Source organism: Brucella daejeonensis, from assembly GCF_014199265.1.
Classification (GTDB): Bacteria; Pseudomonadota; Alphaproteobacteria; order Rhizobiales; family Rhizobiaceae; genus Brucella; species Brucella daejeonensis.
In genome coordinates this window covers 179,722-202,009 of the sequence record NZ_JACIJG010000001.1, presented here as the reverse complement: position 1 = coordinate 202,009, position 22,288 = coordinate 179,722, and the positions used below count along the sequence as shown (strand labels likewise).

Here is a 22,288-nt window from a genome sequence, read left to right as displayed (position 1 = left end):
TCTCGTTATGGCTTATCAATCGCTTTTGCCTTTTCTTCATCCAACCACCACAGCGTCTCGACCGGAAAACCGTAATCTGGCTTCGGTTCCTTGAAACCGAAGCGGTCCCAATAGGCTACGTTGTGATTCGCTGCTGTCCAATTTGGAATCCAGTCGCGCCGGATACGCAAGTACCGATCCAGCACGCGCATGGCGGCGACCAGTTCCTCACGTGTCGAAACCTTGCCTATATCGGCGATCAGCGCATCGATCAGCGGGTCCTCGGTCCCTGGAAGATTATAGCTGCCCGGTTGTTTGGCCGATTGCGAGCCGAACATGCCGGCAAGCGATTCCTGCGTCGGCGTGGCGCTGAACTGAAGCGCCATTCCCACCATGTCGAACTGGAAGTCCTGCACCCGCGCCTGATACTGGCTCGTATCGACGAGCCGGTGGCTTGCATCGATGCCGATGGCGCGCAGCTTCTGCACGAAGGGATTGTAAACGCGGGAGAAACCTTCCGAATTGCTCAGGATTTCGAGCGTGAATTTTGCCCCGTCACGATCGTGGAACTGACCGTTCCTGCGCTCGAAACCGGCTTCCTGCATCAGCTTGATGGCCTGCGCGAACTGTTTCCGGTCGCGTCCCGTCCCGTCCGAAACGGGCATCAGCGGCGCTTCGCCGAAAACCGCTTCCGGCAGTTTGTCGCGATAGTGCTCCAGAACCTTTATTTCGTCCGGCGTCGGCAAGCCGTTTGCCTGAAAATCCGATCCGTTGAAGCAGGATTGCGAACGGGTATAGACCTTGTAGAACAGGTTCTGGTTGGTCCATTCGAAATCGAAGCAGAGCGAGATTGCTTCCCGCACACGCGGATCGCGAAAACGCTCGCGGCGCTGGTTCAGCGCCCAGGCTTGCATGAGCGCCAGCTTCTCGCGCGGAAAAGTGCGCTTGACGACCTTTTTCTGCCGAATGGCCGGGAAGTCGTATCCGGTCGCCCAGTTCTTGGCGACACTCTCCTCGCGAAAATCGATGCTGCCTTTCTTGAAGGCCTCGAATTGCGGCTGGCGATCGCGAAAGAACTCTATGCGGATGCGGTCGAAATGGTTGGAGCCCTTCTGGACCGGCAGGTCTTTCGCCCAGTAATCCCCGACGCGATCATACTCGACAAACTGCCCTGCGGAAAAATTTCCGACCCTGTAGGGCCCGGAAGCCAGCACCGGCTCCATCGTGGTCGCTTCGAAATCGCGATCCTTGAACCAGGCTTCCGACAGGATTGGCAGGATCACGGCATCGAGAAGCGCTTTCGGTCCGCGCCCGGCGAGAATGTGGATGCGCACCGCGTGTTTGCCGGTCGCTTCCACCTTTTCAACCCCGGCCAGATACTGGCGCAGGATTGGATGCCCCTTCTCCCTGATCGTCCTGTAGGTGAAAGCGACGTCTTTCGCCTCAATGGGGGAACCGTCGTGAAAGCGCGCCTCTTCACGCAGTTCGAAAGTACAACTGCGATGGTCCTTCGAAAAGGTCGCGCTTTTTGCGATCAGTCCGTAGACGGAATCCGGCTCGTCCAGCGCCGGGGCCATCAGCGTATCGAAGGTCAGTTCCATGCGCGGCGGCGCGTCGCCCTTGAAGGTGAAGGTGTTGAGCGTGTTGAAAGTGTCGGTGTTCTGGTTCCAGTACCAGCTCGCCGGTGCAAAGTTGAATGTGCCGCCCTTTGGCGCTTCCGGGCTGGCATAGTCGAAATGGGTGAAATCGGGCCCGTATTTCAATTCTCCGAAAGCCGAAAGGCCATGCAGCGGCTTTTCGGCCGGGATGTCGGCAAAGGCCCTCGGCTGAAACAGCGCCGCCATGGCTGCGCTGCCGGAAAGCCCCAGAAAGGAGCGGCGGTTCAGGCAAAGGATCGTCATTCTCGTTCGGCCCTCATTCGCCGCCGGTTTTGAGTCTGGCTTCCTTCGCAGGGTCTATCCACCAGGAGAACGGGTCAATACCCAAATAATCAGGCTGCTTTTCGGGCATTCCGAACTTGTTCCAATAGGCGATATTGATCTTGTCGTCATACCATTGCGGGATGATGTAATAGTTCCACAGCAGCGCCCGGTCGAGCGCATGGGTGGCGGCGACCAGCTCGTCGCGGTCCCCGGCATAGACCACGCGGTCGATCAGCTTGTCGATGGCCGGGTTCTTGATACCCGCATAATTGCGGCTGCCTTTGAAATCGGCGGCTTTCGAACCCCACATGTCGCGCTGTTCGTTGCCGGGCGAGCCCGACTGTCCGATGACGCTCGTGATGACATCATAGTCGAAGTCATTCACGCGTGCCTGATACTGCGCGGCATCGACGATTCGCACCGTGGCGTTAATTCCGATTTTTCGAAGATTCTGGGCAAACGGGTTGTAGATGCGCTCATCCGTTGGGTCCCGGCCCAGAAATTCGATAGTGAACGGGTTGCCCTTTGCATCGACGAGCTTGTTGCCCTGCAATTTCCATCCGGCTTCGGAGAAAAGCTTCAGCGCGGTACGCAGGTTCTCGCGCGTTGCCTGCGGCGTGTCATAGACCGGCAGTTTGAATTCTTTCGTCAGCGCGTCGGCTGGCAACTGATCCTTGACCGTTTCGAGGATCGCCTGCTCTGCCGGCGTCGGCGGGCCGCTCAGTTCCAGCTCATTGCCGGCGAAATAGCTCTCGATGCGCTTGTACTGATTGAAGAACAGCAGCCGGTTCATCGATTCGAAGTCGAAGGCATAGGTCAGCGCCTCGCGCACCTTCGGGTCCTTGAACTTGTCGCGCCGCGTATTGAGGAAATAGCCCTGCATACGCCCCACTGCATGGTAGGGGAAAGATGCCTTCACCACATCGCCGCGCTTCACGGCGGGGAAGTTGTACTGTTCGGCCCAGCGCTGGGCGCGATTCTCCAGCCGGTAATCGTATTGGCCGCCTTTCTTGAAGGCTTCCCAGGTCGCATCTTCGTTGAAATAATATTCGTAACGCAGATGATCGAAATTGTTGCGCCCGACATTGACGGGCAAATCCTTGCCCCAGTAATCGTCCACACGGGCCCAGATGATGGAACGCCCCGGTGTCGCACTCTCGATCCTGTAGGCGGCGGAGCCGAGCGGGATTTCCAGCGTCGGGCGGCTGATATCCCGCAGCCTGCCTTGCGCATCCTTGCCCGTCCACCAATGTTTCGGCAGCACGGCAAGCTGCCCCAGAATCTGCGGCAGCTCGCGATTGCCCTTCTGCGAGAAGGTGAATTTGACCTCGTGTTCGCCGGTCTTTTCCACCTTTTCCACATCGCCGTAATATTTGTTGTACATGGGCGACTGCTTCTTCAGGGTTTCGAACGACCAGATCACGTCATCGACGGTGATCGGCTGGCCGTCATGCCACCTGGCCGTGGGATTGAGCCTGAATTTCACCCAGGAATAATCCTCGGGATACTGAAGCGCCTCGGCAATGAGCGGATATTGCGTCGATCCCTGATCGAGCGAATCCGTCATCAGCGTATCGTAGAGCAGGCCACCGCCGAAATCGGACAGGCCCGCCGCTGCGACCCCCTGCACCACAAAGGGATTGAGGCTGTCGAAAGTGCCGACCGCCACCTGATTGAGCGTGCCGCCCTTCGGCGCATTCGGGTTCACATAGTCGTAATGCTTGAAGTCTGCCGGATATTTGGGCTCTCCGATGAGACTGGAAGAATATCGCCATTGGGGCTCTGCATTGTCTGCGCGACCGATAGACACCGTAGTCGCGAGCATGGCCACCGCGAACGCACCCGCCCAAAAAGCTCTCATCCAGCCTCTCCGTTCCTGCTTCGGATTCTTGGAGGCAAAGTTTTATGGGTTTTTGCGGAGGAAGAAAGGCATGGGGACAATAAATTTCATCTGGGCAAGAAAAAAGCCCGGCGAACCGGGCTTTTTGAGAATAGCGGCTTCGTCAGCTCAATTGGCGGGCGCTTCCGCCGGCTTGGCATCGCCGCCTTCGGCGGGCGCCGCATCGGCGGTAGGGAGCGGAACCGGATTGTCGGACAATGTGTGCAGATAGGCGATCAGATCGGCGCGCTGATCATCTTTCTTATTGCCGGCATAGCCCATCGCCGTACCCTTGACCAAGCCCTTCGGGGAGGTCAGGAACTTGTTGAGATGCTCAAAATCCCACTTGTTGCCGCCTGAGGCGAATTCCTTCATGGGGGCCGAGTAGCTGAAGCCTTCGTGGGAGGCCACGGGGCGATCGACGATACCCCAGAGATTGGGGCCAATCTTGTTGGCGCCGCCCTTGTCAGCCGTATGACAAGCTGCACAGACCTTGAAGACCTTTTCGCCGCGCGCCGGATCGGCCGACTGCAACAGCGTCGCAATGGAAACTTCTTCCTTCGCCGGTGCTGCTCCTCCTTCGCCAGTCGAGGCTTCCGCAGCTTCGATGGCAAAGCCCGGCTTTTCGGGCACAGGCGAGTGGAACAGCGAATCGGACAGTATCCCTGTCGTCATGACAACGAAAACCGTTGCCAGAAATGCCATGATAAACTTGTTAGTCCGGGTTGAATTCATCGCCGGTCAGCGCTCCCTCTACCAAAACGCTCTCCCAGAGAACGCTCTCCTAGCCGGCATGTAAACCTCTAATCGAGGTCACAATTCTCTCCCCGGCATCGGGCGGAAACTAGGTCTTTTGCCAAGGCGATGCAACACCTATAAGAGGGACGGGACCCGTGACTTTTTGACACTTTTGCTGCATTTCCAGCACAGTCAAACCGCGTTACAAGGCGTCCGTGACCATATCGATCTCAAGAGGCGATCATGCTTCATACCTTAAAGACCCTCACGTTGATTCCCGCCCGGATGGCCTCCACGCGCCTGCCGAACAAGCCGCTCGCCGATATTTGCGGCAAGCCCATGATCGTGCATGTCGCTGATCGCGCGGCCGCTGCAGGGCTTGGCCGCACCGTGGTCGCGACCGATAGCGAGGAGGTTTTCGCAATCGTCACGGCCAGCGGGCACGAGGTCGTCATGACGCGCGGCGATCACGAATCCGGCTCCGACCGCATCCATGAGGCGCTGCTGAAGATTGACCCGGCGGGTGAGATCGACGCCATTGTCAATGTGCAGGGCGACCTGCCGACCATCGATCCCGACATCATCCGCCGCGCGCTTCTGCCGCTGGAGGATGGCCCGGCGGATATTGCGACGCTCGGCGTCGAAATCGAGGAAGAATCGGAAAAGACCAATCCGAGCGTGGTGAAGATCGTGGGGTCACCGCAGGGCGCGAGCACGCGCCTGCGCGCGCTTTATTTCACCCGCGCCACCGCACCCTACGGCGAAGGCCCGCTTTACCATCACATCGGGCTTTACGCCTATCGCCGTGCGGCGCTTGAACGCTTCGTGAAGCTTGGACCGTCGCCGCTCGAAAAGCGCGAGAAGCTCGAACAGTTGCGGGCTCTCGAAGCCGGAATGCGTATCGATGTGGAGCTTGTGAAGACGGTGCCGCTCGGCGTCGACACGCAGGCCGATCTTGACCGCGCCCGGCTTCTTGTCGCAAAGGGTCTATAGCAAGCAGAAAGTCCCCGGCAGGATGGGGCGCGTTTGAGAAAGCATGGACACGATGAAAACCAATCGGATTTCCTTTCAGGGTGAAGCGGGCGCCAATTCCGATACGGCCTGCCGCAACATGTTTCCCGATATGGAGCCTTTGCCGTGCCCGACTTTCGAGGACGCCTTCAATGCGGTTGAAACCGGTGCCGCCGACCTGGCGATGATCCCGATCGAAAACACGCTCGCCGGGCGCGTGGCCGATATTCACTATCTGCTGCCGCTCGCCGACATGCATATCGTGGGCGAATATTTCCTGCCGATCCATTTCCAGCTCATGGTGCTTCCGGGCGTCAAGCGTGAGGAAATCAGGACCGTTCACAGCCACGTCCATGCGCTCGGCCAATGCCGCAATGTCATTCGCCAGAATGGCTGGAAGGGCGTCATCGCCGGCGATACGGCAGGGGCCGCCCGCCTCGTCGCCGACATGAAGGACCGCTCCATGGCAGCGCTTGCGCCGCGTCTCGCCGCCGATCTCTACGGGCTGGAAATCCTGGAAGAAAATGTCGAGGATTCGGAAGACAACGTCACCCGTTTCGTGGTGCTTTCGAAGGAAAAGCAGTGGGCATCGCGGCCCGAAAACGGCGAGCGCATCGTGACCACTTTCGTGTTTCGCGTACGCAACGTCCCGGCAGCGCTCTACAAGGCGCTGGGCGGCTTCGCTACCAACGGCATCAATATGACGAAGCTTGAAAGCTACCAGATCGGCGGGCGTTTCATCGCCACGCAGTTCTATGCCGACATCGAAGGCCACCCGGAAGACCATAATGTGCAGCTTGCGCTGGAGGAACTGCGCTTCTTCACCAAGGAAGTGCGCATTCTGGGCGTCTATAAGGGCAGCGAATCGCGCGACACCCATCTGCTCGCGGCCGAGTAAGGCATTCGGGCCGGGCGGGCCGGGGCGGGATCAGCTTTCCGCCCACGCCCTTATGAGATGGGCCGCGATAGCTCCCGATGGCGGTACGCGCAACCCGTTTTCATGGGTTCCGGCCAGCATGGCGCGCACTTCGACCTTATCAAACCAGCGTCCATCCTCAAGTTCCGAGCGGTCGATGAGGAAATCGTCGCTCAGAACTTCCGCGTGGCAGCCGATCATCAGCGAATAGGGGAAGGGCCAGGGTTGGCTCGCATGATAGGCGACGCGCCCGATGGCAAGGCCCATTTCCTCAAAACTTTCACGGCGCACGGCCGCTTCAATTGTCTCGCCATGTTCGATGAAACCGGCAAGGCTGGAATAGGAACCGGGCGCAAAATGCGGCCCTCTCGCCAATATGCATTTCTCACCACGGACCGGCAGCATGATCGCCACCGGGTCGGTGCGCGGAAAATGCTCCGCACCGCAATTCGGACATTGACGCTTGGCGCCGCCCCCGCGCATTTCGGTTTTGGTGCCGCAGCGTCCGCAGAAACGATGGTTGCCGTGCCATGCGGTGAGGGCTGCGGCCTGCGCCAGCGCGCCGACGAGATCGGTGGATAACAGCCCTTCGGTATAGATGCTGCGATAATCCTGCGCCCGGAGAGGGGCTTCCAGCGCCTCCGGGTCCAGCGGTGTCATCAGGGCGACGATTGGCGCACCGTCCTGAATACCGAGCAGGATCGGTTCGTTCAGATCTGGCGCAAAAGCCTTTGCCTCGTCGAGGCGGAAGAGCGCACGGGGGGATTTTTCCTGCGCATAGTCGAGGAGCATCCTGTTGCCGCCCAGAAGCATGAGCCGCGTTTCGGGAAGCTCCAGCGCGCTGAAGGCGGAATCGTCCCGCCGCTTTTCGGACAGGCGGTCGATACGGTTACCGGCAAAGCCGACATATCGGCTTGGCTCGATTTCCGGCAGGTCATAGAGACGGAAAGCCATGATTATCTCGGATCATTTATGGGACTAAAGCGCCGCGCGAATGTCGGCGATGAATTTGTGGGCGTCGTTTTCGTCATAGGCTTCGCGGGTGCCGTGACCCCAGACGGGACCGGGCCAGCCCGCATCGCCTTCGTTGCGGGCGATCACATGCAGATGCAATTGCCGCACGATGTTGCCCAATGCGCCGGTGTTGATCTTCTCGCACTCGGTTACGGTCTTGAGCGCCTGCGCCACGATGCCCGTCTCGAAGGTCAGCAATGTCTGGTCGAGCGGTGTCAGATCGTGAATTTCGGCGAGGCCGGGTCTGCGCGGTACGAGGATCAGCCAGGGCCAGCGGCGATCGTTCATCAGCCGCAACTCGCAAAGGCCGAGTTCGGCGACGAAAAACGTATCGGCATCGAGCCGTTTGTCGAGTTCAAATCGTTCCATGTGCCGATTCTTATCAGTTTTTTTCGTTGAGCGCTTGCTTTTTGCTCGGTGCCCTCCTTGCATTTTGCTTCACAATTGACGATATGCAGACCGGGAGGTTGGTGGTGGACGAGCCACTCGCCAACCGGGTCAGGTCCGGAAGGAAGCAGCCCTAACGAGCAAGGCACGGGTCGCCGTGCCAGCCTCCCACCCTTTTCTCTATTGTTAGCGGCTGTTGATGGGATGTGTCTCGTGTTGACGCGGCAGTCACGTCCGGTCCAAACTGGCGATGAGAGAAAAAGCGTGAACGAAGAACGGAAGGGCCGCTATGGACACGAAATCCGCCGATGGCGCCTATCGCGTTCTCGCCCGCAAATATCGTCCGCAGAATTTCAATGATCTCATCGGCCAGGAGCCGATGGTTCGCACGCTGAAAAATGCGTTCGAGACGGGTCGCATCGCGCAAGCCTGGATGCTGACCGGTGTGCGCGGCGTGGGCAAGACCACGACGGCGCGCATTCTGGCGCGCGCGCTCAATTACAAGACCGATACGATCGACCAGCCGACCATCGACCTCACCGTGCCGGGCGAGCATTGCCAGGCGATCATGGAAGGCCGTCATGTCGATGTGATCGAGATGGACGCCGCCTCGCATACCGGCATCGACGATATTCGCGAGATCATCGAACAGGTGCGTTATCGCCCGGTTTCGGCGCGTTACAAGGTCTATATCATCGACGAAGTGCACATGCTCTCCAATCAGGCTTTCAACGGCCTTTTGAAGACGCTGGAAGAGCCGCCGCCGCATGTAAAATTCATCTTCGCCACCACTGAAATCCGCAAGGTTCCGATCACGGTTCTGTCGCGTTGCCAGCGTTTCGACCTGCGCCGCATCGAATCGGGTACGCTGGCGCAGCATCTGCGCCGGATCGCGGAAGCCGAACAGATCGATGTGGATGACGCCTCGCTGGCGATGATTGCACGCGCTGGTGAGGGATCGGCGCGTGATTCGCTGTCGATCTTCGATCAGGCCATTGCGCATGGCGCTGGTCATGTGTCGGCGGAAGCCGTGCGCTCCATGCTGGGGCTTGCCGACCGCGCCCGCATCATCGACCTGTTCGAGATGCTGATGCGTGGTGATGTGGCAGGCGCTTTGAGAGAATTTCGCGCCCAATATGATGTTGGGGCCGATCCGTCGGTGGTGCTGACCGATCTTGCTGATTTCAACCATCTGGTAACGCGACTGCGCTTTACGCCGGATGTGGCGGAAGACATGACGCTATCGGAAGACGAGCGCGTGCGCGGACGTGATTTCGCGCAGAAGCTTTCGGTGCGCGTGCTGTCGCGCACATGGCAAATGCTGCTCAAGGGCATTGCGGAAGTGGATACGGCGACGCGGCCTGTGCAGGCGGCGGAAATGCTGCTGATTCGCCTTGCCCATGCGAGCGACCTGCCGACGCTGGACGAAGCGCTGCGCGGACTTGAAAACGGTACCGCCTCCGCCCCGTCGCCGCGCCCGCAGCCTTCGGGACGGCCGAATGGCGGCAGCGCGCCGGAAGCGCGTTTTGCCGCCGATGCGATTGGCGCTTCTTCGACCTCTCCGTCTGCTGGCGGACCGGCTACGGCCATGCGCATTGTTGAAACGCCGCCGGTTCAGGCCCCCGCACCGAAGCCGGCTGAAGCTGCGCCGCAGCCTTCCGTGCCGGTCAACAGCCTGCATGACATTGTTGCGCTGGCTGACAAGCATCGCGACATGCAGTTCAAGATATTGGTCAAGAACTGCGTGCGTCTGGCGGCGGTTGCGCCGGGACGGCTGGAAATCGGCCTGACCGACGATGCGCCGAAATCGCTGCCGAGCGACATTTCGCAACACCTCCTGAACTGGACCGGCATCCGCTGGGTGGTAACGGTTGCGCGCGACGTGACCGGCCAGACCGTCGCCGAGGCGGAAAACGAGCGCCGCGACAATCTGGTGACCGATGCGCGCGCCGATCCCGATGTTGCGGCCATTCTCGCAGCCTTTCCCGGCGCGAAAATAACCGATGTGCGCATTGCCGTGCCGGAACAGAATGACGACGAGGACATCGATCTCGACGCCATGCCGGAAACGCCGGGCGCACCGTCTGAAGACGACTGATTTACGGAATGATGGAGTAATCCCATGCGTGACATGATGGGCATGATGAAACAGGCGAAGGAATTGCAGGCCAAGATGAAGGCCATGCAGGATGAAATCGCCAATATGGAAGCTTCGGCCTCTTCGGGCGGCGGGCTGGTGACGATCACGCTTTCCGGCAAGGGCACCCTGTCGGCGCTGAAGATCGACCCGTCGCTGATGAAGGAGGAAGAGGTGGAAATCCTCGAAGACCTCATCATCGCGGCACATAACGACGCCAAGGCGAAGCTCGAAGCCGCCATGGCCGAAAAGACGCAGTCGCTGACCGCAGGTCTGCCGATCCCTCCAGGATTCAAACTGCCGTTTTAAGTGAGTAGGGGAATAAGGGAGTAGGGGAGTATGTGGTCGGTTGTTTGCCGCCAGTCGCATATTCCCGGCTTCCCGCTCCCTACTCCCTTATTCCCCTATTCCCTTACTCCCTTAAGCAAATGTCCAAACGTATAGCCGGTCCTGAAATCGAACGTCTGATCCAGCTTCTGGCCCGTGTGCCGGGGTTGGGGCCGCGTTCGGCGCGCCGTGCGGCGCTGCATCTCATCAAGAAGAAGGAAGCGCTGCTGGTGCCGCTCGGCGGCGCCATGCAGGAGGCTGCCGAAAAGGTGCGCATCTGCTCGTGCTGCGGCAATGTCGATACATCGGACCCATGCACCATCTGCACCGACGAGCGCCGCGACCCCGCGACCCTGATCGTGGTCGAGGACGTATCCGACCTGTGGGCGCTGGAGCGGGCGGGCACGATGAATGTGCGCTACCATGTTCTGGGCGGGCGTCTGTCGCCGCTCGATGGCATTGGCCCGGACGATCTCAACATCAAGGGGCTGGTGGAGCGCGTTGCGACGGGCGAAATCAGGGAAGTGATTCTTGCGGTCAACGCTACCGTCGAAGGCCAGACGACGGCGCATTACATCACCGATCAATTGTCGAATTTCGAGATTCGCGTCACGCGGCTTGCGCATGGCGTGCCGGTGGGCGGCGAACTCGATTATCTGGACGAAGGCACGCTGGCGGCAGCGCTCAGGGCGCGAACCACACTCTAATTGGGGAGACAGGCGAATGACAGCAATGCGTTGGAAATTCGTTTTTGGACTTCTTGCCGCTCTCGCTGTTTCACCTGTTGCCGCTGCGCCATCGAAGGCTCAGATTGAAAGCCAGTATCGCAACTGGCTGGAAGGCGATCTTTGGCCCGAAGCGAAAGCCGCCGGTGTGTCTCGTGCCGTCTTCGATCAGGCTTTCGCGGGTGTGTCGATCAACTGGAAACTGCCCGCTCTCGTTATTCCCGGCGAAAAGCCCTCCACGCCGAAAGAGCAGAAACAGGCTGAATTCGGTGCGCCATCCAAATATTTCAACGCGAAGACAATGAACACCGTCACCAGCGGCGGGCAGGCGCGTTATGCGCAATATGCCGGGCTGTTGAGGCGTATCGAGCAGAAATACGGTGTTCCGGGACAAGTTCTGTTGGCTGTCTGGGGCCGCGAATCCGGCTTCGGCACGGTCAAGATTCCCTATAATGCCTTTGAGGTGCTTGGCACCAAGGCCTTCATGGCGACCCGCAAGGACATGTTCCGGGCCGAACTGATTGCTGCGCTCGAAATCGCCGCAAAAGGCTATATCGATGAAACCGCCATGAAAAGCTCATGGGCCGGTGCGCTCGGCCAGCCGCAATTCATGCCGAGTTCCTATCTGAAACACGCCGTCGATTTCGACGGCGACGGCAGGCGCGACATCTGGAATTCCGTGCCGGATACGCTTGGCTCCATCGCCAATTACCTGAAATTGCATGGCTGGCAAAAGGGACGCGACTGGGGTTTCGAGGTCAATGTACCGCAGAACGTCTCCTGTTCGCTTGAAGGCCCGGATCAGGGCAAGCCTGTGGCCGAATGGGCGAGGCTCGGCATCACGCGCACCAACGGCAAGGCGTTTCCGGCCAATGAAATGAAAGGCGAGGGCTTTCTGCTCATGCCTGCCGGACGCTATGGCCCGGCCTTCGTCGTGACGCCCAATTTTTACGTGCTCAAAGACTATAATATGAGCGACCTTTATGCGCTGTTTATCGGCCATGTCGGCGATCGCATCGCTTATGGCGCTGGCGATTTTCGCCAGTCATGGGGCAATGTTGGCACCATGTATCGCTCCGATATCGGCGCGATGCAGAAGCGCTTGCAGGCGTATGGCTACGATGTCGGCAAGCCGGACGGATTGCCGGGCTTCAAGACGCGCCGCTCCATCGGCATCTGGCAGGCGAAAAACGGCATGGCGTCGACCTGTTTCCCGCAACCCGATCTGTTGCGTCAGATACGCTGAAGCATATTGGCAAAGCCTTGCAGCGCCTTGGTCCGATAGCGGTCATTGTGCAACAGCATGAGAAACTGGCGTTGCGGCAGGGCGAAATCGGCCTTCACAAGCGTTCCGGCGGCAAGATGCGGCGCGGCCACCAGTTCCGATATGGCGGTGACATAGTCGCCAGAACGCACTGCCGAACAGATTGCCTCGTTGGAAGGCAGTTCCAGCGCTACCTTGAGCCGCGCCGGATCATAGCCTGAGACCCGCATAGCATCCTCGAAAACGCTGCGCGTTCCCGATCCCTGTTCGCGCAGGATCCACTGGCCTTCAAAGAGCCGATCCCATGAAAGGCTTTTGGCGCCGCTCCACGCATGATCCGGGCGCGTCACCAGAATGAGCTGATCGCTTGCCACTCTGGTTGTGGAGAGGGATGCCGCCTGTACCGCGCCTTCCACGAGACCGATATCGGCCTCGCCCTCCTGCGTCGCTTCGGTCACGCTTTCGGTGTTTCCCAGCGTCAGTTGCACGTCGATCATCGGAAAAGCGGCATGGAACCGCGCCAGAAAGGATGGCAGCCAGTAGCTTGCAATGGTCTGGCTGGCGTGGATGGCGAGAATGCCGCGCTTGCCGCCGCCCAGTTCCGACAACATGCGCTCGGCGGCGCGGGCGCGGGCAAGCGCGGCCCGGGCCTCGTCCAGAAACAGGCGTCCGTCGCCGGTCAGCTCGATTCGCCGTCCGATGCGGTTGAAAAGCGTCGCGCCATAGCGTTCTTCCAGCGTGCGAATGGCCGAACTCACCGCCGAAGGGGTGAGATGCAGCGCTTCGGAAGCGCGGGTGAGATGCTCGCGTTCGGCTACTTCGATGAAAATCCTGAGTTGTTCCAGTGTCATGGCGTCAATCGTTCGATTGTATCGAATGATTTATGTCATATAATGAGATGGATTGAACAGACGGATTCGGGCATCTGAAACGAAAATATTTCCTGAGAGTCCAGAATTCCGAAAATGACATACTCAAAAATCCAGAACACCCTCCCGGGACTTGCACTCAGCACCGCCGTCGCAGCGGCGGCGATGGGGCTTGAGCGAATAGAGGAACATTATGCGGGACGGGCCTGGCTCGAAGCGCTGGTGATTGCCATCCTGCTCGGCACGGCTGTGCGGACTTTCCTGCGTCCGGGCGTGCGGTTCAACAAGGGGATAGGCTTTTCGGCCAAGCTTCTTCTGGAAATCGCGGTGGTGCTTCTGGGTGCCTCGATCAGCGCCAGCGCGGTCGTGGCGGCGGGGTCCGGCCTCATTTTCGGCATTGCCGGGGTCGTGGCCGTGGCCATTACGCTGAGCTACGGGATCGGCCGTCTGTTGAAGCTGCCGCACCGGATGGCGGCGCTGGTCGCCTGCGGCAATTCCATCTGCGGCAATTCGGCGATTGCCGCCACCGCGCCGGTCATCGGCGCGGAAAGCGAGGACGTGGCCGCGTCCATCGCATTTACGGCGATCCTCGGCGTGGTCGTGGTGCTGACCCTGCCGCTGCTGGTGCCATTGCTGGGCCTGTCGCATACGCAATACGGCGTTCTGGCGGGATTGACCGTCTATGCCGTACCGCAGGTTTTGGCCGCAACCGCGCCCGTTGCCACCATCAGCGTGCAGCTTGGCACATTGGTCAAGCTGGTGCGCGTGCTGATGCTGGGGCCGGTCATTCTTGCGCTTGCGCTGCTTGCCGGCAACAGGAGCGCCAATGTGAAGCCCGGCTTTTTCCAACTCGTGCCATGGTTCATCCTCGGCTTCCTGGGCATGATGGCGCTGCATTCGCTGCATCTGATACCCGACGCGCTTCTGCCCGGCATCCAGTATGCCTCCACCATCCTGACCATCGTTTCCATGGCGGCGCTGGGGCTTGGGGTCGATGTGCGTTCGGTGGCCGCCGCCGGTGGCCGTGTGACGTTGACGGCCATTCTCTCGCTTCTGGCGCTCGGCCTCATCAGCCTCGGGCTTATCCATGTGCTGAACATTGCCTGATGGCACGACCGAACCCGAAAAAATTGCGATTGTTGCGGGTTTGAGAACATGGTGGGATGCGGCAAGCCAAAATATGAGAGGTTGCCATGGCCCTGTTGCCGCTTACCATGATCCCCGACCCGCTTCTGCGGAAAGTATCCCTGCCCGTCGAAACCATCGATGACGGCATCCGCCAGCTTGCGCGCGATATGCTTGAAACGATGTATGAGGCGTCCGGCGCGGGCCTTGCCGCCGTGCAGGTCGGGCGGCTTCTGCGCATGACCACCGTCGATGTCGAATATCGCAATGGCGAGCGCAAGCCCATCATCGCCATCAATCCCGAAATCATCGCCGCCTCCGGGGAAAGAAGCAGTTACGACGAGGGCTGTCTGTCGGTCGGCGCTTCCTATCGTGGGTCCGTCTCACGTCCCGCGCGGGTCACGATTGCCTATACGGATATTGAGGGAGAAAAGTGCAGGCTCGACGCCGATGGCATTCTGGCTACCTGCTTCCAGCACGAGATCGATCATATGAACGGTGTGCTTTTTCTCGATCACCTGACGCCGGAACAGCGCGAGGACATACTGGAGAAGGTAGAGACGCAGTCACCGCCGGATACCTGAGAGCCTGTGGCGGGAAACATTCAGCCCTGGACAATTGCAATCAAAGAAAAAGCCCGCCGGATGGCGGGCTTTTCCATGTTCGGTCGAAACCGGAAAAGATTAGTTCTTTTCCTGCTTCTTCAGAGCGGCGCCGAGGATGTCGCCGAGCGAAGCGCCCGAGTCGGTCGAACCGTACTGGGCAACAGCTTCCTTTTCTTCGGCGATTTCGAGCGCCTTGATCGAGACCTGAAGCTTGCGGGTCTTCTTGTCGAAGGCGATGACGCGGGCGTCGACCTTCTGACCGACCGTGAAGCGTTCCGGACGCTGCTCTTCGCGATCGCGCGACAGATCCGAGCGACGGATGAAGCTGTCGAGGTCGTGATCGATCAGACGAACTTCCAGGCCGCCATCGGTAACCGCGGTCACTTCGACGGTGACAACGGCGTTCTTGCGCAGTTCGCCGGAAGCGGCTGCTTCGCCAACCTTGTCGCCGGAAAGCTGCTTGATGCCGAGCGAGATGCGTTCCTTGTCGATATCGACATCGAGAACGACAGCCTTGACGACTTCACCCTTGTTGTACTCTTCGATGACCTGTTCGCCCGGACGGTTCCAGTCGAGGTCGGAGAGGTGAACCATGCCGTCAACGTCGCCGTCGAGGCCGATGAACAGGCCGAATTCGGTCTTGTTCTTGACTTCACCTTCAACAACGGTGCCCTGCGGATACTTCTGGGCAAACGTCGTCCACGGATTGTCGAGGGTCTGCTTGAGGCCGAGCGAGATACGGCGCTTGACCGGATCAACTTCGAGCACAACGACTTCGACTTCCTGCGTGGTGGAAAGAATCTTGCCCGGATGGACATTCTTCTTGGTCCACGACATTTCGGAAACGTGGATGAGGCCTTCGATGCCCGGCTCGATTTCGACGAACGCACCGTAATCGGTGATGTTCGTGACGGTGCCGGCGATCTTTTTGCCGATCGGGTACTTCGCGCCGATGCCATCCCACGGATCGCTCTCGAGCTGCTTCATGCCGAGCGAGATACGATGGGTTTCCTGGTTGATGCGGATGATCTGCACCTTGACCGTCTGGCCGATGGAGAGGATTTCCGACGGATGGTTCACGCGACGCCATGCCATGTCGGTGACGTGCAGCAGACCGTCGATGCCGCCGAGGTCGACGAACGCACCGTAATCGGTGATGTTCTTGACGACGCCTTCAACGACCTGACCCTCTTCGAGGTTCTGGACGATTTCCGAACGCTGTTCCGCACGGCTCTCTTCAAGAACGGTACGACGCGAGACAACGATGTTGCCGCGGCGCTTGTCCATCTTGAGGATTTCGAAGGGTTGCGGGACGTGCATGAGCGGGGTGACGTCGCGGATCGGACGGATGTCGACCTGCGAACGCGGCAGGAAGGCAACGGCACCGTCCAGATCGACGGTGAAACCACCCTTGACCTGGTTGAAGATGACGCCGTCGACGCGCTCGCCATTGGCGAACTTCTGTTCCAGCTTGACCCAGCTTTCTTCACGGCGGGCTTTTTCGCGCGACAGGACGGCTTCGCCGAGAGCGTTTTCGATGCGCTCGACATAAACTTCCACTTCATCGCCCGGCTTCAGCGTGCCGTCTTTGCCCTTGGCGCCGAATTCCTTCAGCGGCACGCGGCCTTCGACCTTCAGACCGGCGTCGATGATCGCCATGTCCTTTTCAATGGCCACGATGCGGCCCTTGACGACATAGCCTTCAGCGAGATCGTTCTGGGCAAAGGATTCTGCCAGCAGAGATTCGAAATCTGCGCGGGATGGGTTGAGTTCTGACATGAATGCTCCTGAATGCATCCGGAAAATTCATCGGATGCGGCGCCGGGGGTTAGTGTTGCGTTATGCCCGACCTCGGCCCCGTCTTTGCAGACAACCGGCGCGTGGAACGCGAAGTCAGGCTTTTCAGTATGAGTGCAGCCTATATAGGTCCGAACTCACGATAATCCAGCTTTTCGAGGCATAATGAGGCCCGGAAAGCTTAAAAAGCTGAAGCTTGAAAACTTGCCGGATCATCCCCGATGCTGCGCAAAAGCGTGATCGATCAGCTTTTTTGCCGCTAGAAATGCCGCTTCTATACTCATTTCGCTCGTATCAAGCAAGTGCGCGTCTTGCGCGGGGCGGAGCGGCGAGTCGATACGGTTCGTGTCGCGCGCGTCCCGCTTTTTCAGATCGGCCAGAATTTCGGCGAGATCAGCCTGTTCACCCCGCGCCACGATCTCCTCATGGCGGCGTCCGGCGCGCACTTCCGGCGATGCCGTGACGAAGAGCTTGATCGCCGCATCGGGGCAGACGACCGTGCCGATATCGCGCCCGTCGAGAACGCTTGAGGGAAGCGCATTGGCGAAACTGCGCTGTGCCTCGACAAGCGCGCGCCGCACGGCGGGCATGACGGCAACCTTCGACGCCGCCTCGCCGATATCGTGCGCGGAAAGCACGGCCTTGTCCATGGCGATGAGGTCGAGATGACGGGCGGCATCGGTCGCCAGAGGCTCGTCATCGAGCGGCAGGCCCTTGTCGAGCAAAGCCTTGGCGACGGCGCGATAGGTCAGGCCCGTATCCAGATGCGGCATCCCGTAATGGGTGGCGATGCGCCGGGCAAGGGTTCCCTTGCCCGAGGCGGCCGGTCCGTCGATGGCGACGATGAACGGCCTCATTCTGCTGCGCCCGGTTCGATTTTCGCGCCCAGATCCGGCATCATGGTCATGAATTCGGGGAACGAGGTGGCGATCATGTTGCTGTCGTCGACCGTGACAGGTTTTTCGGAGGCCAGCCCCATGACGAGGAAGCTCATGGCGATGCGGTGATCGAGATGGGTTGCGACCGTGCCGCCGCCCAAGCCCTTGCCGCCCGGACGACCGCGCACCGTCAGCGACATCTCGCCTTCGGTGCAATCGACACCATTGGCTTCGAGACCGCGCGCGACTGCGGCCAGACGATCCGATTCCTTCACGCGCAATTCGTCGAGGCCGTCCATGATCGTCTCGCCTTCGGCAAAGGAAGCGGCGACGGCCAGCACCGGATATTCGTCGATCATCGAGGGCGCGCGGTCCGGCGGAACCGTGACGCCCTTGAGGTCCGACGATCTTACGCGCAGGTCGGCGACATCCTCGCCGCCCGCGAGACGTTCGTTGAGCACTTCGATATCCGCGCCCATTTCCTGCAATGTGAGAATGAGGCCGGTGCGGGTCGGGTTCATCAGGACGTTGCGAATGGTGACGTCCGAACCTTCGACCAGAAGGGCGGCGACGAGCGGGAAAGCGGTCGAGGAGGGGTCGCCCGGCACGTCGATCACCTGACCGGCCAGCTTGCCCTGTCCGGCGATGCGGATATGGCGCACGCCATCCTTGTCGGTTTCAACCGTCAGGTCGGCGCCGAAGCCCTGTAGCATCTTTTCCGTATGGTCGCGCGTCATGACCGGTTCGACGACGGTGGTGACGCCCGGCGTGTTGAGACCGGCGAGCAGCACGGCGGATTTCACCTGCGCGGATGCCATCGGCACGCGATAGGTGATCGGATTGGCTGTCCTGGGGCCGATCAGCGTCAGCGGCATACGGTCGCCATCGGCTGCTTCCACCTGTACGCCCATTTCGCGCAACGGGTTCAGCACGCGGCCCATCGGGCGCTTCGACAGCGAGGCGTCGCCGATAAACGAGGTCTTCATGTCATAGGTGCCGACCAGACCCATGGTAAGGCGGGCGCCGGTTCCCGCATTGCCGAAGTCGAGCGGCGCTTCCGGTTCCAGCAGGCAGCCGTTTCCAACGCCATCGATGATCCAGACGTCGCCATCCTTGCGGATTTTCGCACCCATGGCCTGCATGGCGCGGCCGGTATTGATGACGTCCTCGCCTTCCAGCAGGCCGGTGATGCGGGTTTCACCCGAAGCAAGGCCCCCGAACATGAAGGAACGGTGCGAGATGGACTTGTCGCCCGGAATACGGATTTCGCCGACCAGAGCCTCCGAGCGGCGGGCGGTTGCGGGTTTCGGGGATGCGGAATGGGACATGAATTTTCGCAGTCACATTTTTGGCGCGGCTCGCGCCGGGATTGAGAGATAAGCGGGATTTCCCTAGCATAGTAATATTGTATGGTCATCCGTGAATAAGCGGCGCGGGCGACACGAAGAACCAAGAGTCTGCGTGTGGTGATGCGTTTGGCTTTGACAAACGCGCCAAATTGCGTTTATGCACCGGAACAACACTATAAACGCGCTCACGGATCGCCCTTGCCATATGCCCGATGGAATAGCATGGTGATGGGGTCCGGGCTTACAGACAAGCATTTCGGCGCGGTTTTATGAATTTGTGTCCCCGGTCAATTGACGAGGCTAGACGTGGCAAAAGCTGAACTTGGTACCAAGCGTATCGACCCGGAAACGGGCAAGAAATTTTACGATCTCAATCGCGATCCGATCGTTTCGCCTTATACCGGCATTTCCTATCCCCGTTCCTATTTCGACGCCACGCTGGACAGCCGCGTCGTTGAAGAGGAAACCGAAGAGGAAGAACTGGATACGGCGCTCGAAAAGCCGGAATTCGTCTCGCTCGAAGACGCCGACGAGGAAACCAAGGGCGGTGAAGATCTGCCGGATATCGACGACGATGTGGATATCGGCGACGACGATGAGGACACCTTCCTCGAAGAAGAGGAAGACGATGACGACGATATGTCGGGCATTCTGGGCGGCGGCGTCGGCGGCGACGACGAAGAAAGCTGATCCGTTTCACGGATACCCTCTGACAATTCTCGCATTTCCAGGGCGGCCTTCGGGTCGCCCTGTCGCGTTTTGGGATTGCCGGCAACCGGCTGCAAGCCGGAGCGGAGCGATCTGTGAATTATTTTTGGCAGATGTGAAAAGAGTTGCGATTTAGCTCTTGATCTTCTGGCAAACGCCATTTAATAAGCCGCCACACCGGGCAGAAAGTCCTGCCTGACGCACCTCGCAAGAGGTTCGATGGGGCCATAGCTCAGCTGGGAGAGCGCCTGCATGGCATGCAGGAGGTCAGCGGTTCGATCCCGCTTGGCTCCACCAAATTTCCTTCAAGTTTCATCAAATGAAAATCCGGCGATATTCGCCGGATGATCTGGCGACGCTGTCCATTTGGCGCACAGTTTTGCGGGCGGACATAGCGGGCGTCGGTTCCGCATGAGCCTTTCAGAATCTGACCAGAATCTGAATCGAAAAGCGGCTGGCTGCGCCGAAATTTCCGGCGGGCGGTAAATTTTGTCGATCAGCGTTTCTTCCCGCCGGATTATGCTTTAGAAACCCGTATCGAAGCCGTCGGGAGAGGATCGGCTTCATACCGTTATCGGGAGGAACGATGAGCACCAACGCAGTCTCCACGCAGTTTTCGCACGACCACCCATTGTGGCAGCCCGATGCAAAGCGCATAGCGGCCTGCAATCTGGAGCAGTTTCGTATTCGCGCCGAACAGCGCACGGGGCTGAGCCTGCCGGATTATGCGGCTTTGCACCGCTGGTCGGTCGAGGATCGCGCGGGCTTCTGGACGCTTATCTGGGATTTCTGCGACGTCATCGGCGAGCGCGGCAGCAAGGCGCTGGTCGATGAAGGCCATATGCGTGCGGCGAAATTCTTCCCCGAAGCCAAGCTCAATTTTGCGGAAAACCTGCTGCGCCACAAAGGCCGGGAGGAGGCGATTGTCTTTCGTGGCGAGGACAAGGTCGAACGCCGCCTGACATGGGATGATCTCCACACGCTGGTCTCAAAACTCCAGCAATTCATGCTGGCTGAGGGCGTGGAGCCCGGCGACCGCGTGGCGGGCATGATGCCCAATATGCCGGAAGCGGTGGCGCTGATGCTGGCGGCAAGCTCGATTGGCGCGGTCTGGTCGTCCTGTTCGCCGGATTTCGGCGCGCAGGGCGTGCTCGACCGTTTCGGCCAGATCGAGCCGAAACTGTTCTTCGCCTGCGATGGTTATTGGTACAATGGCAAGCGCATCGCAGTGGCCGACAAGATTGCCGAAGTTGCGGCAAAGCTGCCCGGACTGAAACGCGCGGTGGTCGTGAACTATCTGGGCGAGGCGCAGGCGATAGCGGCAAAGTCCGAAAAGGGCATTGCGCTGGATGCGGCGCTTGCGCCGTTCACGGCAAAGCCGATTACATTTACGCGGCTCGCCTTCGATCATCCGCTCTGCATCCTGTTTTCATCGGGCACGACCGGCATTCCGAAATGCATCGTGCATCGTGCGGGCGGGGTGCTGTTACAGCATCTGAAGGAACATCGCCTTCATGCGGACTTACGCGAGGGCGACCGCTTTTTCTATTTCACCACCTGCGGCTGGATGATGTGGAACTGGCTCGCTTCCGGCATCGCGTCGGGCGCGACGCTGCTGCTCTATGACGGCTCGCCCTTCTATCCCGACGGCAATGTTCTGTTCGATTATGCGGCCTCCGAGCGCATGACCTATTTCGGCACCTCCGCCAAATTCATCGATGCGGTGCTGAAAGCCGGTTTGAAGCCGGGGCAGACGCATGATCTGTCGGCGCTACGCACCATTTCCTCCACCGGTTCACCCCTGTCGCCGGAAGGCTTTGCTTTCGTCTATGAGGCGATCAAACCGGACGTGCATCTGGCCTCTATTTCCGGCGGCACGGATATTGTCTCCTGCTTCGTGCTGGGCGTGCCGACCGAACCGGTCTGGCAGGGCGAGATTCAAGGCGCGGGGCTTGGCATGGCCGTCGATGTCTGGGACGATGACGGCAAGCCGGTGCGCGGACAAAAGGGCGAACTGGTCTGCACGAAGGCATTTCCGTGCATGCCGCTGCAATTCTGGAACGATCCGGAAAACGTAAAATATCAGGCGGCTTATTTCGAGCGTTTCGACAATATCTGGTGCCATGGTGATTTCGCCGAATGGACAGAGCATGACGGCATCGTGATCCATGGCCGTTCCGATGCCACGCTCAATCCGGGCGGGGTGCGGATCGGTACGGCGGAGATCTATAATCAGGTCGAGCAGATGCCGGAAGTGGCCGAGGCGCTATGCATCGGGCAGGATTGGGACAATGACGTGCGCGTGGTGCTGTTCGTGCGGCTGGCGGAAGGTGTTGCGCTCGATGACGATCTGAAAGCGCGCATCAAGACAAAAATCCGTACCGGCGCGACGCCGCGCCATGTGCCCGCAAAAATCGTGGCGGTGAAGGATATTCCGCGCACCAAGTCGGGCAAGATTGTCGAGCTTGCGGTACGTGATATCGTGCATGGACGTGCGGTGAAGAACCGCGAGGCGCTGGCCAACCCGGAAGCGCTGGACCTTTATCGCGATCTTGTCGAACTTCAGGAGAACTGACGTTCAAAACATCGCGAAATAAAATTTCGTCAACCGGTAATAAATAGCCACAGAAAGCCGCGCAACCCCATTGCCTATTTGAC

At 59.6% G+C, this 22,288-nt stretch carries 19 protein-coding genes, 1 tRNA gene and 1 other RNA gene; 12 read left to right on the top strand and 9 right to left on the bottom strand.

Translation table 11 applies throughout. The features are described 5' to 3' along the window. Positions 1–5: 5 nt before the first annotated feature. From FHS76_RS00930 to FHS76_RS00920, 3 genes are all read right to left on the bottom strand, one after another. Positions 6–1,880 carry an extracellular solute-binding protein gene (locus FHS76_RS00930; RefSeq protein WP_183646712.1) on the bottom strand — a complete coding sequence of 625 codons (1,875 nt, stop codon included), beginning with the start codon at positions 1,878–1,880 and terminating at the stop codon, positions 6–8. 13 nt (positions 1,881–1,893) lie between these two features. After that, the gene (locus FHS76_RS00925; RefSeq protein WP_183646709.1) at positions 1,894–3,762 is read right to left on the bottom strand and encodes an extracellular solute-binding protein; all 1,869 of its coding nucleotides are present in this window, start codon (positions 3,760–3,762) and stop codon (positions 1,894–1,896) included. Positions 3,763–3,909: 147 nt separating this feature from the next. After that, complete coding sequence (locus FHS76_RS00920) at positions 3,910–4,515, bottom strand: c-type cytochrome (protein WP_183646706.1); 606 nt, start codon at positions 4,513–4,515, stop codon at positions 3,910–3,912. A 246-nt stretch (positions 4,516–4,761) separates the two neighbouring features. Here FHS76_RS00920 and FHS76_RS00915 point away from each other — a divergent pair, with 246 nt between their 5' ends. Both FHS76_RS00915 and FHS76_RS00910 read left to right on the top strand, forming a co-directional pair. Beyond that, positions 4,762–5,511: a 3-deoxy-manno-octulosonate cytidylyltransferase gene (locus tag FHS76_RS00915; RefSeq protein WP_183646703.1), complete on the top strand. Its 750-nt coding sequence runs from the start codon at positions 4,762–4,764 to the stop codon at positions 5,509–5,511. Positions 5,512–5,563: 52 nt separating this feature from the next. Then, positions 5,564–6,427, top strand: coding sequence for a prephenate dehydratase (locus FHS76_RS00910; RefSeq protein WP_183647460.1), 864 nt, complete (start codon positions 5,564–5,566; stop codon positions 6,425–6,427). A 30-nt stretch (positions 6,428–6,457) separates the two neighbouring features. Here FHS76_RS00910 and nudC read toward each other — a convergent pair whose 3' ends face one another. Then, the gene (gene nudC, locus FHS76_RS00905) at positions 6,458–7,399 is read right to left on the bottom strand and encodes an NAD(+) diphosphatase (protein WP_183646701.1); all 942 of its coding nucleotides are present in this window, start codon (positions 7,397–7,399) and stop codon (positions 6,458–6,460) included. Between the two features lie 24 nt (positions 7,400–7,423). Beyond that, entirely contained in the window at positions 7,424–7,828 is a 405-nt protein-coding gene (locus tag FHS76_RS00900; RefSeq protein WP_183646699.1) for an HIT domain-containing protein, read from the bottom strand. A gap of 93 nt (positions 7,829–7,921) precedes the next feature. On the opposite strand from FHS76_RS00900, the gene ffs reads away from it, so the two are divergent. The 5 genes from ffs (at position 7,922) to FHS76_RS00875 (ending at position 12,281) form a co-directional block, all read left to right on the top strand. Then, an RNA gene (gene ffs / locus FHS76_RS00895) (signal recognition particle sRNA small type) lies at positions 7,922–8,018 on the top strand. Between the two features lie 117 nt (positions 8,019–8,135). Next, positions 8,136–9,944, top strand: coding sequence for a DNA polymerase III subunit gamma/tau (locus tag FHS76_RS00890; RefSeq protein ID WP_183646698.1), 1,809 nt, complete (start codon positions 8,136–8,138; stop codon positions 9,942–9,944). A 24-nt stretch (positions 9,945–9,968) separates the two neighbouring features. Further along, the gene (locus FHS76_RS00885; RefSeq protein WP_183646696.1) at positions 9,969–10,292 is read left to right on the top strand and encodes a YbaB/EbfC family nucleoid-associated protein; all 324 of its coding nucleotides are present in this window, start codon (positions 9,969–9,971) and stop codon (positions 10,290–10,292) included. A 119-nt stretch (positions 10,293–10,411) separates the two neighbouring features. Continuing rightward, positions 10,412–11,017, top strand: coding sequence for a recombination mediator RecR (gene recR, locus FHS76_RS00880; protein WP_183646694.1), 606 nt, complete (start codon positions 10,412–10,414; stop codon positions 11,015–11,017). A 16-nt stretch (positions 11,018–11,033) separates the two neighbouring features. After that, complete coding sequence (locus tag FHS76_RS00875; RefSeq protein WP_183646692.1) at positions 11,034–12,281, top strand: lytic murein transglycosylase; 1,248 nt, start codon at positions 11,034–11,036, stop codon at positions 12,279–12,281. Here FHS76_RS00875 and FHS76_RS00870 read toward each other — a convergent pair. Next, complete coding sequence (locus FHS76_RS00870) at positions 12,269–13,150, bottom strand: LysR family transcriptional regulator (protein WP_183646690.1); 882 nt, start codon at positions 13,148–13,150, stop codon at positions 12,269–12,271. The genes FHS76_RS00875 and FHS76_RS00870 overlap by 13 nt on opposite strands. Before the next feature lie 114 nt (positions 13,151–13,264). On the opposite strand from FHS76_RS00870, the gene FHS76_RS00865 reads away from it, so the two are divergent. Continuing rightward, complete coding sequence (locus tag FHS76_RS00865; RefSeq protein WP_183646688.1) at positions 13,265–14,275, top strand: YeiH family protein; 1,011 nt, start codon at positions 13,265–13,267, stop codon at positions 14,273–14,275. Between the two features lie 86 nt (positions 14,276–14,361). Continuing rightward, positions 14,362–14,877 (top strand): peptide deformylase, encoded by a 516-nt coding sequence (gene def, locus FHS76_RS00860; RefSeq protein ID WP_183646685.1) that lies wholly within the window; start codon positions 14,362–14,364, stop codon positions 14,875–14,877. Between the two features lie 99 nt (positions 14,878–14,976). Here def and rpsA read toward each other — a convergent pair whose 3' ends face one another. The 3 genes from rpsA to aroA all read right to left on the bottom strand — a co-directional run bounded on the left by rpsA (position 14,977) and on the right by aroA (position 18,901). After that, a complete protein-coding gene (rpsA, locus tag FHS76_RS00855; protein WP_183646682.1) occupies positions 14,977–16,677 on the bottom strand; it encodes a 30S ribosomal protein S1 in 1,701 nt (566 codons plus the stop codon). Positions 16,678–16,907: 230 nt separating this feature from the next. Next, positions 16,908–17,552, bottom strand: coding sequence for a (d)CMP kinase (gene cmk, locus FHS76_RS00850; RefSeq protein ID WP_183646679.1), 645 nt, complete (start codon positions 17,550–17,552; stop codon positions 16,908–16,910). Then, the gene (gene aroA / locus FHS76_RS00845; protein WP_183646676.1) at positions 17,549–18,901 is read right to left on the bottom strand and encodes a 3-phosphoshikimate 1-carboxyvinyltransferase; all 1,353 of its coding nucleotides are present in this window, start codon (positions 18,899–18,901) and stop codon (positions 17,549–17,551) included. The genes cmk and aroA overlap by 4 nt, the downstream gene beginning before the upstream one ends. A 327-nt stretch (positions 18,902–19,228) precedes the next feature. Here aroA and FHS76_RS00840 point away from each other — a divergent pair, with 327 nt between their 5' ends. The 3 genes from FHS76_RS00840 (at position 19,229) to FHS76_RS00830 (ending at position 22,205) form a co-directional block, all read left to right on the top strand. Further along, the gene (locus FHS76_RS00840; protein WP_183646673.1) at positions 19,229–19,612 is read left to right on the top strand and encodes a TIGR02300 family protein; all 384 of its coding nucleotides are present in this window, start codon (positions 19,229–19,231) and stop codon (positions 19,610–19,612) included. Positions 19,613–19,851: 239 nt separating this feature from the next. Then, positions 19,852–19,927, top strand: a tRNA-Ala gene (locus tag FHS76_RS00835). 289 nt (positions 19,928–20,216) lie between these two features. Then, positions 20,217–22,205 (top strand): acetoacetate--CoA ligase, encoded by a 1,989-nt coding sequence (locus tag FHS76_RS00830; RefSeq protein ID WP_183646671.1) that lies wholly within the window; start codon positions 20,217–20,219, stop codon positions 22,203–22,205. The last annotated feature ends 83 nt before the right edge of the window (positions 22,206–22,288 follow it).